Source organism: Methylorubrum sp. POS3, assembly GCF_043352485.1.
GTDB lineage: Bacteria > Pseudomonadota > Alphaproteobacteria > Rhizobiales > Beijerinckiaceae > Methylobacterium > Methylobacterium suomiense.
In genome coordinates, this window is sequence record NZ_JAPRBT010000001.1 from 3,925,704 (window position 1) to 3,939,516 (window position 13,813).

Sequence of the window (13,813 nt, forward strand, 5' to 3'; positions counted from 1 at the left end):
GCAAGGAGTGAGCATGTCCGACACGACCGACACCGTGGGCATCGCAGGCGACCGGATCCGCTCCATCATCGAGCGCATCGAGCGTCTCGACGAGGAGATCAAGGATCTCATGGAGACCAAGAAGGAGATCTTCGGCGAGGCCAAAGGCGAGGGGCTGGACGTCAAGGTGCTGAAGGAAATCCTCAAGCTCCGCAAGCAGGACAAGGACGAGCGCGACGAGCAGGAGACGCTGCTGGACCTGTATCTGCGCGCGATGGATGCGCCTGCTCCTGCGCCGATCGCGCAGGCGGCCTGATCGGCGCCCTCACCACCGGGCCCCTCCGTGAGGCCCGGTGTTCTTCCGGTCACCTGCACCGCCGCGCATGGCAGGTCGGGGTGCATGGCGATGCAGCGTCGGGAGTCGAGATCACGCGGTCGGGAACCAGCCCCTACGCGGCTTGCTCGATCGGGTCTCGCGCGGGGACCGGTGCGCCGACGCCGTGCTGCTTGAGCGGCCGGTGACCCGGCAGACGGCGCAGCAGCACGTAGAAGACCGGCGTCAGGAACAGGCCGAAGGCGGTCACGCCGATCATGTCGGAGAACACCGCAACACCCGTTGCGCTGCGTATCTCCAATCCGGCCCCCCGTCGGGGTCACCAGCGGCAGAACGCCCATGATGAAGGCCCTCGACGTCCTCCCGGGGGCCCCTTGCACAGGCTTCCAGCACGCAGGCGCGTATCCGCATCGCCGCCTGCGATGACCCGGCGCAGGAGCAGGCGGTCCACCACGGGCCCCATCATCGCCTCGTGGTCGGCCTCATTGGCATCTTCGCTGGCCACATCGCGTTGACGAGACCCGTCTCAAGTCCAGCTCGCTCCTGACGATGCCCCCCGCCCAGCGCGGGCCCCGCACATCGAGACCGTGAATGCCAGCCGCAGGGACAGGGAGCGCAACGGACTCGATAACGGGGTAGGGGCGGGACGCTTCTCGGACATCGGTTATGCCGATCGACGGGTCTGGCGTCGCCGCGCGGCGAGCGCGAGCGTCGGCCGCCGAGCTCACCCGTTATACCCGGGTGACCGACGCCGAAACGCTCTCCGTACTGAGGTCGCGTCCGGAGACGACAAGGAGTTGCGCATGTACTGGTTTTCGACCGGCGTCGCGTTGCTGGCCGCCCTCGGGATCATCGCGATCGGCCTGATGTATCTGACGGATCCGCGGGCGGCGACGCGAAGCTTCGGCTTGCCGTTGCCGGAGGCGGGCGCGAACGTCGCGTGGTGGCTTCGCCTCAAGGGCGTGCGCGACATCGTCTCCGGGCTGGTCGTCCTGGCCGTGATGGCGTGGGGCGGGTCGCGCGTGCTCGGGATCGTCCTGATGGTGGAAGCCCTCATCCCGGCCGGCGACCTGTCGCTCATCCTGGCCGCGCGTGGCTCGGCCGCGCGGGCGCTCGGCATTCATGGCGCGACGGCCGTGCTGATGATCGCGGGCGCCATCCCCCTGATCATAGGGGCCGCCTGAGATTCCGTTCGAGCCGCCCGACCTGCTGCGCGGCCGGGCCCCATCGTCGGGCGACCGCACCGTTCTTCAGATCCTAGCCTCGGCTTCGTCGGAGAAGACGCGCCGGCAATAGGCAGCCAAGCGATCGGGAGCCTCCGCCGTGTCGCGGAAGGCGATGTGTCCGTCGGGGCGGACCAGGACGAGGGCAGGCTGGCCGTCCAGGCCGTAGGCGCCGTGCGCCTTGCCGTCGAGGTCCGAGAGGACGGGGGTGCCGGCGGCTTCGACGACGGGGCCGGCGAGGACGAGCCGCGGTCGCACCGAGTCCCAAGGCGCGACGGCCGCGATGGCGGCGCGCAGCGAGGCGCCGGCTTCCGGGGACCGCCCGTCGAAGCAGAGCAGAGCCCACCCCGTCGTGCGCTCGTCCGGATTGTAGAGGAACGGGAACAGCGAGGTCGTCTGGCCGTCATGGGTCACTTCCGCCTCGGGAGCCCGCTCGCCGGGTCCAGGCCCGCGCCGCAGGACACGGGACACCCCGGAGAGATGGTCTTCGTTGAGCGGGCTCTTCGGATAGCTCACCGAGAGTTGCTGCAGGTCGTCCGTGCCCTGAAGCAGGGCACCGATGCCCGGCATCACCTTGGCAGCCAAGCCCAGAGCCGCATCGGTGACCGGCCCACGGTAGACCGTGCGGCGAAAACCCTTCGCCTGTTGGGCGCTCAGCCTCGCATGCTCGCCGCCGCGCTCGGCGTCGTAGGATCCCAGCAGGACCGGCGCCGCCTCGCCCCGTAAGGTCGCGGCGAGGCGCCACGCGATCTCGACAGCGTCGTGCAAGCCCGCATTCATGCCCTGGCCGCCGATGGGTAGGGACAGGTGCCCGGCATCGCCCGCCAGGAACACCCGGCCCTGGCTGTAGGCCGGTGAGACGCCGTACTGGAAGCGGCTGTGGGTGAGCCATTGCGGATCGGTCAGCGTCAGGGTCGCGTCGCCCGTGACCTCGCGGGCCACCGCCTGGATCTCGTCGAGCGTCGGGTCACGATCCGGCACGTCCGCGTCGTCGGCCAGGAAGAAGAGGCGGTGATAGCCGCTCCAGACCGGCATCACGCCGCAGAATCCGCGCTCGTAGTAGAAGAACCAGAGCTGGTCGGGCTCCAGCGAACGCCGCCAGGACAGCTTGGCATCGACCTGACGGTTCATCCGGCCCTCGAATCGCTCGGGCTCGAAATCGAGTCCGAGTTGGGGCCGCACCGTGCCCTTGGCTCCGTCGGCGGCCACGAGGTAACGGCAGCGCAGGCGTTGCTCGGGCCCGTCGTCGCCACGCCGCACCGTGACGCTCACGCCGTCCTCATCCTGGGCGACGGCGACGACCTTGCCGCCGCGCTCCAGGCGGCCACCGCGCTCGGCGTAGGTCTCGATCAAGGTCGTCTCGATGACGTCCTGCCCGCTATAGAGGACCTGAGGATAGGGACTGTCGACATCGTCGATCCGGATCGGAATCGTCGGCGTCCCGTTCATGGAAAAGTTCACCAGCCGGATCGGGTAGGCCCGCTCCGCCAGGGCGTCACGCAGGCCAATGCTGGCCAGGAGCTCCTGCGGTCGCGCCCAGAGGTTGTTCGCCCGCGAATAGGCACGGACCTCGGTTCTTTTCTCCAGGATCAGGCAATCGACGCCGTGATGGCGTAGGGCGCAGCCGGTGGTCAGGCCGACGGGGCCGGCGCCGACGACGATGACATCGGCATCGTAGGACTCGGAAGCCGCTTTTCGTGACATGGAAGACACCTCGGCTGGAGAGCGGACGGGTTCAGGCGTCGCAGATGCCGGGTACGGCCATCTTCCGGAACAGGTGAGGGCTCGCCGTCGCGCTCGCGGGATAGTCCGACAGGCGGGCCCGGAACTCGGGGTTGGCGAAGGCGGCCCGGAAGTCGGCGACGCTGTCCCAGACGGCGTAGTTCAGGAAGACGCCGCTCCCGGCGATGCCGCGATGCAGCTGCGTCGACACAAATCCCGGCTGCCGCGTCATGATCTCAGCGTCGGCGGTCCAGGCGGCGAGCAGGCTGTCCGCGTCCGCCGGCGGGACGACGAAGGTGTTGATCAGGACGACGGGGCCGCCCTCGTCCTTCAATTGGTCCGCCAGGGTGACGGTCTGATCCATCTCGATGAACTTGGGCATGTCAGGCTCCTGTCGACTGAGACTGGCCGAGCGCGGCGAGGGCTGGCTCCGATCGGTCGATCCGCCGTTGCATCTCGCGCAGCAGGGTGCTGGCGGCTTCGAACGCCTCCGGTGAGAGGCCGGACGTGAGAGCGTCGGCCCAGCGCTCCTGACGCTCGATGGCCGAGCGATAAGCGGCGTCCCCCTGCTCCGTCGCCACGACCAGCATGGCCCTTCGGTGATGGGGGTTCGGGGCGAAGCGGACGAAGCCGTCGCCCCGCATGTCGTCGACCAGGCGCTGAACGGCCTGGCGTGTCAGGCCCATGTTGCGGGCGATGTGAGCGACCGGCAGGGGAACGGGCGAAAGCGCGATGGCGCCGAGTACCTGCCAGCGGGCGCTCGTGAGCCCGAGGTCGCCGACCAGCGCATCGCCTGCGACAAGCAGATCGCCGTTCAGACGGAAAATCTCGATGACGAGACCGGTCCACGCCCGACGAAGGCGGGTCGGGTCTGGCGGGACGTCGTGATGATCGCTGCTCATGACAGCGAGATAGCATTTTGAAACTACTTGTCAACAAGACAGCATATTGTCATATTTGAACATCAGGTCTGTTCCCAGGCTGGCGAGAACCTGCCTCTCGCCGCCTCATGTTCCACGTCTTGAGCTGCTGCCCCCCAGTCGAAGTGGTCCGCTCTGCGGATCGAGAGCAGGGGATCATCAGTCAGGGCGTCACACGGCGCGACAAAGGGACACGTTGCCGCCGGTGAAATAGCCGAGATGAAGCGCTTATTCGATTGAGTCGATCCGGCTGTCTAAAGACACGGGCATTTCGACAATAGCGCCAACCACACCGGACCGGACCACTGCTTCAACCCCTTGTCCTGTCGCACAGTCTTTCTAAAACCGGCATATAATTTGCAGATTGATCGGGAAGACAGCCCGGTCATGCACACAGCGATGCGTCACGGACGTTTCTAATACTCTGCGCAGGCGAGTGAGACTGCGTCTACAGAAGGCAAGAACTTTGGCCGCAGCTGGTTCGGTCAGCCGGAAAGAGATTGCCGTCAGACGCTTCCAGTCGATTTTCAATGGTCGAGTTGGAACGATTCCCACTTGAAGTCACACTCGATAAAAAATTTTTGCCATTTGCCTCACAATCTTGTTATCAACAACCTGAATTCTTTAAATCGGCGTACAGTTTTTGAGTTGGGAGAGACCAAAATGAGCAGCTGGCCCGAGGGATCGCTTGGTAAGCCGCCCTACGAGGGACTCACCAATCATTCGCTGAACAGTGTTAAATCTGCCTATGTGTGTTCAGCGCAGATCTTCATCGTTGGAAGTCGCAGCGTCGAAAATCTGGGCTTGCATTGCATTCTCACCGGACATGGTTTTCGCCATGTCCATGAAATTCCGTCGCTGCTGGACCCGGGGGTGATCGTTGACGGCAAGCCCCAGCTCTTCCTCATCACCGAGCTATCGCCCGATGAAAGTTTGGACGAAGCCATACTGGCCGTCCGCGCGGCCAATGCGGAGGCACGGATCGTCGTGCTGGTCGATATGCGCGAATGCGCGGTCGGCGACGCGGCGATCCGGCTATCGGCTCATGCCTTACTTGATCACACGATCTCGCCCGAAGTGTTGATCAGGACCATCGACGTGGTGTTGGGCAATGTCGGAGTTTTGTCGGATAGCTTCCTGCCTCACATCGGCACCCGGCCGACCATGAGCGTCGCGCACACTGCGGTTGATGGGAACGACGAGGGGGAATTGCCTGCCTCGCTACCGTGCTCGCAGCTGACCAATCGGGAGGCCGACATCCTCAAATACCTCGTCGATGGCGTTTCGAACAAGATGATTGCGCGCCAACTCGACATCGCCGAGGCGACAGTGAAGATCCATGTCAAAGGGATCTTGCGGAAGATCAATGTTCGCAACCGGACACAGGCCGCGATCTGGGCTCTCGCCCATCCGGTTCCGACAGAGACGTCTTTGGAAACAACACATCCGTTGGCAAGATAGCGTTCGCTGAGGACTTCGGAGCCTCATCCATGCCGCGGCGCCGGAAGACCGGTCGTCGCGGTGCGAGACAGGGTCACGGATGCATGGCAGAGAGATGTCGCCTGCCGCCGTCCTCGCCTGCAGGGGGCGGAGACGAGATATCGGCTTGCGCGATCCGGTCCGCGACCTCCCGCCGAATATCGACGATGTCGCCCGGCGCCAGGGACGTGCCGTCGGCAGCCTCGAAGATCTCCGTGGTACCGTTTCGAACGCGGGTGATGAAAACCTTTCGCCGAACTCTGTTGCCAAACCCAGTCAGCGCACCGCCGCTCTGCAGGCGGGCCTCGCGGATCTCGCGCGCGGCGGGAAGCTGAGTTTCGATCTCGATCAGTCGGGTCGTCACATCCTGAAGGTCAGCCATGACCTTGCGGAGATAGGTACTCCTGGCTTCCTGAATGCGCAGTTCGAGATCGCCGAGGGCGAGGTCGAGGCGAGCGAGGTCCGAGTTCATGCGGGCGATCGCGCCCTTGTTGCGTGCTTCCTCACGCTGGAACTCGATGCCCTGGTAGCGGCGGGCAAGCCCGTTGCTCATCAGAGTCTTATAATCCTCGATATGATCCTGGATGAGCTGAAGTTGGGTTTCCTCCGCGGTGCGTTGCGCGCGCACGCCAGCGATTTCGGCCTCGATCCGCGGCTTCTGCGCACGCAATTGTTCCACCGCCTGCGCCAGAGCGTCCCGCTGGATGGCTAGGATCGAACGCTCCTCCTTGATGAGGCGAACGAGTTCGGGTCCGTTCTGCAGATCGAAAGGCGGCTCGAAGGTCGCGCGGTCGCCCTGCTGCGCCTCAAGCCGTGCCCGCCGGATCAGAAACAGCCGTCGGCTGGCCTCCAACACCCGCACCCGCTCTTCGGCCGCGAGAAACTCCGTCCGCAGAGAAGTTTGAGCCTGCTCCGGAACGCCATAGCCTCCGGCCAGGGCGATGCCGCTGAGGACTGAGGCTCCGTAACGGAAGGGATAGCTTCCGGGGTTACGCACATCACCGAGCACGTAGATCGGCCGCATCTCGGTGATGCGGAGACTGACGAGGGGCTTTTGCAGAAACCCGTCCGCTAGGCGTTGGGTGATCGCCCTCTGCGCCTCCGAGAGGGTCAATGCTGAAATCGGCACCTCTCCCACGAGGGGAAGCAGAAGGCTGCCACCGCCGCCGATCCCGAATTCGCCCGACAATTCGGCCTGTCCATAGACGGACAGGGCCACACGGTCGCCCGGCGCCAGCCGATACTCCGCGTCCTGCGCCGCGACGCTGCCCGTAAGGCCCGCGATGGCAACAAGCACGCCAGTGAGACGCCTAAGGCTTCGCGGACGTGATCGAGAAGCCAGTCCGGTCGTACCGCACATCGACTCACCGGGATATCGGTTGTTAAGTGATGAGCGACTGTAGCCGAGGCTTGCTCACGGGGAGTAATCTGCTTATGGATTATGCGAACTCGCTCCGGTACTAATCCTTCTCAGTGCCGCGCTCGAAACGAACTTGGACTACGCATCGATCGTAATGCAGCGACGACTACGGCGATGGTGCAAATATGGCCTCAGTCCGTTGGGGATAGTCTGAGCAACGGACAATGATACTTTCATGGAGCGTATTTATATCAAAGCAGCATCTTTCTTCTTATGTTACGGGCAGAACAGCAACTCCAAAAGCTAGCGATAAAAAAAATCACCGTATCCTGTCGGATCAATACCACCGGTTTTGCAATCTAAGGTTGAATAACTAACTCTGATTTGGTATCGATGTTAATACTTTATATACAATTCGATCGATCGGATGAGAAAGACGCATCTGATTCGAAGCGGTTAGGATGACGGATGAACAAGCATTGAGGGGGCTCCGATGAGGACCCGAAGCATCAAAGCGAGAACTCCCGCATCGAAGGGCCGGCCCAGCCATCGCCACAGGTCAAGACCCAAGATTCCGACCGCGTTGATCGAGCCGAATGTCCTGTTTCGCGAAGGCCTGAAGTACATCCTATCTCAGACGCGGTTTAGCGTCATGAACGAGGCCGATACCGTCGACGAAATCAAAAGTCGCTCGCTGGAACACAAGCGGCTTAATATGGTCGTGCTTTGCACAACCAGCGGCGACAAATCGGTACAACTGGATATCAAGAGCTTGAAAGAGAGATGCGCTGACTGTCGGGTCATTTGTAGCGGGCCGAGCTACAGTTCCGAGGAGGTCATCGAATTGCTCCGGGCAGGGGCTGACGGTATTTTGCTCCGAAATATCAGCGCAGACACCTTCATCAAATCGCTCGAGCTGGTGATGCTCGGAGAACGTGTAATCCCGGCCGCAACGATGAACCTCGGTCATCACGCAGAGCCGATCTCGCCCGTGCGCCGGAACCCACCCTCGTCGGAGCCCAAGCCGCAGCCCCGATCGCCACCGTGCAACGGCAACGGTGGCAGCCACCTCTCTGAGCGCGAACTCGCGATCCTGCGATGCCTGCTCAATGGCGAGGCCAACAAGATCATCGCACTAAACCTCGACATTGCCGAAGCAACGGTCAAGGTTCATGTCAAAGCGATCCTGCGTAAGATCCGAGTGCAAAATCGGACCCAAGCGGCGATCTGGGCGCTCAACCACTTGGCCGAAGTTGGGCTGGACGAGGTGGTCGAGCCGTCCCACGCATGGTCAGAAAATGACGTCGCGCCCACGCATCTGTGGCTATCGAAGCAGGCGGGCACCGCGCTCCAACTTTCCTGACCGGACCTGGGTATCAGTTCTCGCGCCACGCCTTGGCGACCTGATCGGCCAGCGGTTTCGTCAGATAAGACAGGACCGTGCGTTCGCCGGTCTGAATGAACGCTTCGACCGGCATTCCAGGTAGCAGGCTCACGTCGCCGAGCCTCCGACGCTGGGAGTCCGACAGTGCGATGCGTGCGGTGTAGAACGACGATCCGGTCTTGCCGTCCTGCACGACATCGGGCGAGACGCGGTCGACGACCCCGTTGGCCTCCGGCGTCGTGCGCTGGTTGAAGGCCGAAAAGCGCAACCGCGCCTGTTGCCCAGGATGAACATGATCGATGTCCTGGGGTTGGATCCGGACTTCAATCGCGAGAGTGTCGGCCTGCGGCACGATCAACATGGCCGGCTCGCTCGGCGTCACCAAGCCGCCGACCGTGTGCACGTTCATCTGATGGATCACGCCGTCCTGCGGCGCGCGCATGTCGATATGCCGGAGCTGATCCTCGGCGACGACGCGCTTCTCGACGAGTTCCGACGTTTTGGCGCGGATCTCGGCAAGATCCTTGGTGACCTCGGCGCGCATGTCCTGCTCGATCTGAAGGATCTGCAGTTCCGTCTCGCTGATCTTGGCCCTCGCCAGGGCGGTCGAGGCCAGGAGCTGACCGCACTCGCCCTGCAGCCGGGCGGCCTCTCGCTCCAGCGCCGTGAGGCGGGAGAGGGGGACAAGATTCTTCTGGCGCAGTTCGCGCAGGCCGACGAGTTCGTCCTGGATCAGCGCCCTTTCCTGTTCCTTGGCGGCACTCTGTGTCTCCAGCCCAGAGACCTCCAGGTGATGCTGTGCGATCCGCTCGCGGAGCTGGGCTTTCTGCCCCTCGCGCGTGGCGAGCCGGACCTTGAAATACGTCGTCTCCCCCTCAACGAGATGGGCGACGGTCGCGTCGGTCTTCACCCGGGCCAGGAAGTCGGATGGAAAGGCGAGATGATCGCCCCCCTGCTGCTCCGCCTCGCCCCGCGCGCGCCGGGCCGTCAGCTCGTCGAGGGATTTCAGGACGATCTCGAGATTGGCGCGGATCTGGGTGTCGTCGAGTCGCACCAGCACCTGCTGCGCCTTCACTCTGTCCCCCTCGTGCACGAACAGGGCGCCCACGACCCCACCGACCGGGTGCTGAACCTTCTTGACCTCGGATTGGACGACGATGCGTCCCGGCGCGATCACGGCGCCTGCAATCGAGGTCAGGCAGGCCCAGCCGCCCATCCCGAACACCAGGATGCCGGCCAGGATGGCAGCGCCGCGGATTTGGCGGTCCAGGGAGGCATACAAGGCACTCGCGTCGGCGCGAGGGGCCGCAGGCGGTACACCGCGAGGGGAGGGTGCCGGCACCCGGGCGGTCCAGATCCGCTCGATCCCCAGGCCGACGGGCCACCGCCACCGCGTCTCGGGCCCGGTGAGGCGGCGAAAAGCGGTCATACGCGCACCTGTCTGATCTTCGCCGTGCCGGCAGCGTCCGCCGCCGGCGGCACGGAGGCTGTGCGCAGCAGGCGCCGCAGAACCTCGTCCTTCGGGCCGAAATCGGCGGTGTGCCCATCCGCCAGCGCGAGGATCAGATCGACGCTCGACAGCACGTTGGGTCGGTGGGTCGCCACCACGACGATCCCGCCGCGCCGGCGCACGCCGAGCATTGCCGCTGCCAGGGCGGCTTCGCCCGCGCTGTCGAGGTTGGCGTTGGGCTCGTCGAGTACGACGAGGAATGGATCATCGTAGAGCGCCCGGGCCAGCCCGACGCGCTGGCGCTGACCTGCGGACAGCCGGGCGCCGCGGTCGCCGATAAGGGCATTGTAGCCATCCGGCAGGCCGAGGATCGCTTCGTGGAAGCCGGCCGCCTGCGCCGCCGCGATGATCGCTTCCGGTGCGGCGTCCGGCTGAAATCTCGCGATGTTCTCGGCGATCGTCCCGTCGAACAGCTCGACGTCCTGCGGCAGATATCCGATGTGCCGACCGAGAGCCGTACTCGACCATTGGTCGAGCGTCGCGCCGTCGAGCCGGACAGAGCCCCGCATCGGCGCCCAGACGCCGACAACGGCACGCATCAGCGACGACTTGCCCGAGGCGCTCGGCCCGATGATGCCGAGAGAATCACCCGCTTCGAGCGCGAAACCGATGTCGTGCAGCACGACGCGCTGAATCGAAGGAGGGGCGAGGCTGAGGGATTGCACGCGCAGCGTCCGGCACGGTGGCGGCAATTCCTGACGCTCCGGCTGCGGCGGCAGCGCGGCGAAGAGGCTTTCGAGGCGGGTCCAGCTTTGCCGGGCGCCGACGAAGCTGCGCCAATTGGCGATTGCCAGCTCGATCGGCGCGAGCGCGCGCGAGACGAGGATCGAGCCGGCGATGATGACGCCCGACGAGGCCTCGCCCTCGATGACGAGATAGGCCCCGAGGGCCAGGACCCCGGATTGCAGCGCAAGGCGGAAGACCTTCGACGCGGCTCCGAACCCACCGCCCACATCGGCCAAGACCTGTTGCAACGCGCGGTAGTCGCGGCCGGCCGCTGACCAGCGATTCATGAAGACCGTTCGCATGCCGAGCGCCGCCAAGCTCTCGGCGTTGCGTCGTCCGGCCTCGATCAGGCCGTTGCGACGCGCCATGAGACCGCTCGCCTCGCGGGTCGGTGCGCGGGTCAGGCGTTCGGTGAGAAGCGTCAGCGCCACGAGCGCCGCGCCGCCGAGGAGGGCGGCGATGCCGATCAGCGGATGGAAGACGCAGCAGATGCCGACGTAGAATGGGATCCACGGCAGATCGAACAGGGCGCCCGGCGCCGGTCCGCTCAGGAAGCTGCGCAGGGCATCGAGATCCCGCACCGGCAGGAGGCCGTCGCCGGGCATCGTTCCGACGAGGGGGGCGCGGACCGCAGCGTCGAAGACGCGGGGGCCGAGCGCTTCGTCGACGATCCCGCCGACCCGGACGAGGGTCCGGGCCCGCAGGATCTCGAGCCCGCCCTGGAAGGCGTAGAGGGCCAGGGCGAGAACCGACAATCCGATCAGGGTCGGGACGCTGCGGCTCGGGATGACCCGGTCATAGACCTGAAGCATGAAGAACGAGCCGGTGAGGTAGAGAAGATTGACGAGGCCGCTCATGAGAGCGAGCCCGACGATCGCTCGACGGCAGCCGCCGAGGATCGGCGCCAATCCTGAAGCGCGATGGGGGGCCAGCACGGGCGTTCGGATCCTGGGAAAACGGGGAGGTTGTGCGCATCGTCGCGCCACGGGGGTACGCCTACGCCGCGCGTGCGATGGTCCCGCAGGGGAGGGGGGCCGGCCGGCGATAGGGCGGTCGTCGCCGGCCGTCAGAGGAGAGAGTCAAGGCCACGCCGCCCCGGTCCGAGAGGAGGGAGGCGCGGCGCTGCTCAGAGCGCCAAGCCGGTATGCTCACCGGTTTTCGCGTGATGGAACTGATCGAGCCAGTCGCCGATCACCCCGGCGTCGAGGGCAATCTGTCCAGCACAATGCTGCTCGGCCAGATCGACGTAGTGCTGGAGGGCGTTCTCGATCGATGGCGAGGCGAGATCGGGATGAGAACCGGGAGAGCGAGGCTCCGTGAGCGCGTCCAGGATCCACGCCCCGGAATGCCCGCCGAGGAGATCGCTCCAGGGGTTTGCGCCTTCGATGGCGGGCGCGTGGCCTTCCGCCCTCCCGGATCCGGCGGTTGAGGGCTCCGGTTCCGATGCCACGGGGCTGGGCGCGCTCGCGACCGGGGCGATCGGGGCATGCGGCGAAGGGACGTCGGGCGCCGCGGAAGTCACGGGCTTGGATACGCCGGGCTCGGCCACGGTGGGCACATCCGACCCGGCAGCCTCCGGCGCGGTTGCGACCGGCCTCGCCACGCCGGCGGGTTCCGACGGAACCGCCGGCTCCCTCGGCGCAGCGGTTTCGTGCGGCGTGGCCTCGTCGGTGTGCGTCACGACCGGCCTCGCCTCCGACTGCTCCGCGCCGACATGCGTTGCCACCGCAGCCAGGGCGGCCGAGACCGGAATCGCCGGGGCGTCCGGAATATCCGTCGAGATCGTGCTGTGGGCATCCTGACCGGAGGCGTGTCGGTACGCGTCCCAACTGTAGAAGCCGTCCGTCCAGGCCCATCGCTCGTCGGACGGATGGGAATTGTGATAGTGGTTGTGGTCGAAGCTGTTGCCGCCCGCGGCCAGTCCGGCCTGATTGTAGTCGGCGATGGCGCCCGAGGCCCCCTCGCCAGGCGTCCGGTCGACGATGACATTGTCATGCACGCTGTTGCCGGTGGTCGTCCACGCTCCGTGGCTCCCGGTCCCGCGATCCTGCTGGATCATCGTGATCGCATTGCCACCCTCGGACGCATCGACGTAGTTGCGGTAGACGTCGACATTCTTCGAGTTCTGGATCTGGATTCCGCCGTTCCAGAGCCAACCGACGCCCTCGCCGCCGTTGCCTGTGAGGACGTTGTCGCGGATCGTGGCGGCGTAGCTGATTTCGTGGTTGATCCCGCCGGATAGATTGTTGGCGACGGTGTTACCCTCATAGAGCGTGTTGATGTTATTGATATCCGTCCACAATCCGTAGCCATTGTTGTCGTGGGAGTAATTGTCGCGGACGATCAGGTTTTCGGTCTCGGCGAACTTGGTGCCGCCGCCCTCCCAACCCCGGTCGATGCCGGAGAAGTAGCCGTTGTGAGCGATCTCGTTGCCCTCGACGCGCACGTTGTCGCCGCTGGCTCCGAGGCCCATCTGCCCGTTGTCGTGAACATAGTTGCCTGTCACATGGCTGTTCGAGCCGGCATAGACGCCGACCCCGTAGTTCAGGCGCACTTCGTTGTTCTGGATCGTCCAACCCTCGGCCGAGGAATTGTAGCCGATCGCGCCGGCCTGAGTAGGGACGTTATACTTCTCGACGACGAGGTTCTCGACATGGACATCCTTCGCCTGCCCGGCAATGGCGAATGGACTGACACCGGCCTCGACCCGGTGACCCGCAGGATCGTCACGGAAGTAGATCTTGTCGTGTCCATAGTCGAAATAGAACTTGCCCGGGGCGACCTTGTCGAGTGAGTCGACCGGCGTCAGCGGCTTGTTGTCGATGAAGAAGGTCTCCGGATAGCCGGGGCGTTCGGCGCCCCGGGCGCCGAATTCCGTCCCGCTCCGGAAGCCTTCCTGGTTTTGTCCGGTCGCGACCCAGTTGTGGCCCTCGCGGTCGAATTCGGTGATCAGCCGCGCGCCGTTGAGCACCGCACCGTGCTCGCCGATGAAATGGTCGCCGTCCTTCGGCGTCACTGACTGCATGCGGTGCACGCCGGCCTCGATCCAGAACGTCGATCCCGCAGGCGCAGCGTCGACTAGCGACTGAAGATCCGCGCCGACGGCGACCGGAATCGCGTCCACAGGCTTACTGATCGGCTTAGTACCAAATGACTGAGTTGCCACCATTGTACTC

11 protein-coding genes and 1 pseudogene are annotated in these 13,813 nt (G+C 64.9%); 4 read left to right on the top strand and 8 right to left on the bottom strand.

Features of this window, described 5'->3' with window-relative positions:
- Positions 1-13 precede the first annotated feature (13 nt).
- Entirely contained in the window at positions 14-295 is a 282-nt protein-coding gene (locus tag OWC43_RS18090; protein ID WP_137827626.1) for a DUF2312 domain-containing protein, read from the top strand.
- A gap of 133 nt (positions 296-428) precedes the next feature.
- On the opposite strand, the pseudogene OWC43_RS18095 reads toward OWC43_RS18090, so the two are convergent.
- Positions 429-672 (bottom strand): annotated as a pseudogene (locus tag OWC43_RS18095) (efflux RND transporter permease subunit); the annotation flags it as partial.
- 444 nt (positions 673-1,116) lie between these two features.
- Here OWC43_RS18095 and OWC43_RS18100 point away from each other — a divergent pair.
- The gene (locus OWC43_RS18100) at positions 1,117-1,497 is read left to right on the top strand and encodes a DUF4267 domain-containing protein (protein WP_393957681.1); all 381 of its coding nucleotides are present in this window, start codon (positions 1,117-1,119) and stop codon (positions 1,495-1,497) included.
- A gap of 66 nt (positions 1,498-1,563) precedes the next feature.
- On the opposite strand, the gene OWC43_RS18105 is transcribed toward OWC43_RS18100, so the two are convergent.
- Genes OWC43_RS18105 through OWC43_RS18115 form a run of 3 tightly spaced genes read right to left on the bottom strand, consistent with a single transcriptional unit; the run spans position 1,564 to position 4,160 of the window.
- Positions 1,564-3,240 carry an FAD-dependent monooxygenase gene (locus OWC43_RS18105; protein ID WP_393957683.1) on the bottom strand — a complete coding sequence of 559 codons (1,677 nt, stop codon included), beginning with the start codon at positions 3,238-3,240 and terminating at the stop codon, positions 1,564-1,566.
- Positions 3,241-3,271: 31 nt separating this feature from the next.
- The gene (locus tag OWC43_RS18110) at positions 3,272-3,640 is read right to left on the bottom strand and encodes an antibiotic biosynthesis monooxygenase (protein WP_137827622.1); all 369 of its coding nucleotides are present in this window, start codon (positions 3,638-3,640) and stop codon (positions 3,272-3,274) included.
- 1 nt (position 3,641) lies between these two features.
- Positions 3,642-4,160 carry a MarR family winged helix-turn-helix transcriptional regulator gene (locus OWC43_RS18115; protein ID WP_393957685.1) on the bottom strand — a complete coding sequence of 173 codons (519 nt, stop codon included), beginning with the start codon at positions 4,158-4,160 and terminating at the stop codon, positions 3,642-3,644.
- A gap of 681 nt (positions 4,161-4,841) precedes the next feature.
- Between OWC43_RS18115 and OWC43_RS18120 the strand changes: the two genes are divergently transcribed.
- Positions 4,842-5,639 carry a LuxR C-terminal-related transcriptional regulator gene (locus tag OWC43_RS18120; protein WP_393957686.1) on the top strand — a complete coding sequence of 266 codons (798 nt, stop codon included), beginning with the start codon at positions 4,842-4,844 and terminating at the stop codon, positions 5,637-5,639.
- Positions 5,640-5,712: 73 nt separating this feature from the next.
- Here the strand turns inward: OWC43_RS18120 and OWC43_RS18125 are convergent, their stop codons facing one another.
- Entirely contained in the window at positions 5,713-6,954 is a 1,242-nt protein-coding gene (locus OWC43_RS18125) for a polysaccharide biosynthesis/export family protein (protein WP_393957687.1), read from the bottom strand.
- Positions 6,955-7,600: 646 nt separating this feature from the next.
- Between OWC43_RS18125 and OWC43_RS18130 the strand changes: the two genes are divergently transcribed.
- Complete coding sequence (locus OWC43_RS18130) at positions 7,601-8,380, top strand: LuxR C-terminal-related transcriptional regulator (protein ID WP_393957689.1); 780 nt, start codon at positions 7,601-7,603, stop codon at positions 8,378-8,380.
- A gap of 13 nt (positions 8,381-8,393) precedes the next feature.
- Here OWC43_RS18130 and OWC43_RS18135 read toward each other — a convergent pair whose 3' ends face one another.
- The 3 genes from OWC43_RS18135 to OWC43_RS18145 all read right to left on the bottom strand — a co-directional run bounded on the left by OWC43_RS18135 (position 8,394) and on the right by OWC43_RS18145 (position 13,806).
- Positions 8,394-9,683 carry an HlyD family type I secretion periplasmic adaptor subunit gene (locus OWC43_RS18135; protein WP_393957691.1) on the bottom strand — a complete coding sequence of 430 codons (1,290 nt, stop codon included), beginning with the start codon at positions 9,681-9,683 and terminating at the stop codon, positions 8,394-8,396.
- 143 nt (positions 9,684-9,826) lie between these two features.
- Entirely contained in the window at positions 9,827-11,572 is a 1,746-nt protein-coding gene (locus OWC43_RS18140; RefSeq protein ID WP_393957693.1) for a type I secretion system permease/ATPase, read from the bottom strand.
- A 191-nt stretch (positions 11,573-11,763) separates the two neighbouring features.
- Entirely contained in the window at positions 11,764-13,806 is a 2,043-nt protein-coding gene (locus tag OWC43_RS18145; RefSeq protein ID WP_393957694.1) for a right-handed parallel beta-helix repeat-containing protein, read from the bottom strand.
- Positions 13,807-13,813 lie beyond the last annotated feature (7 nt).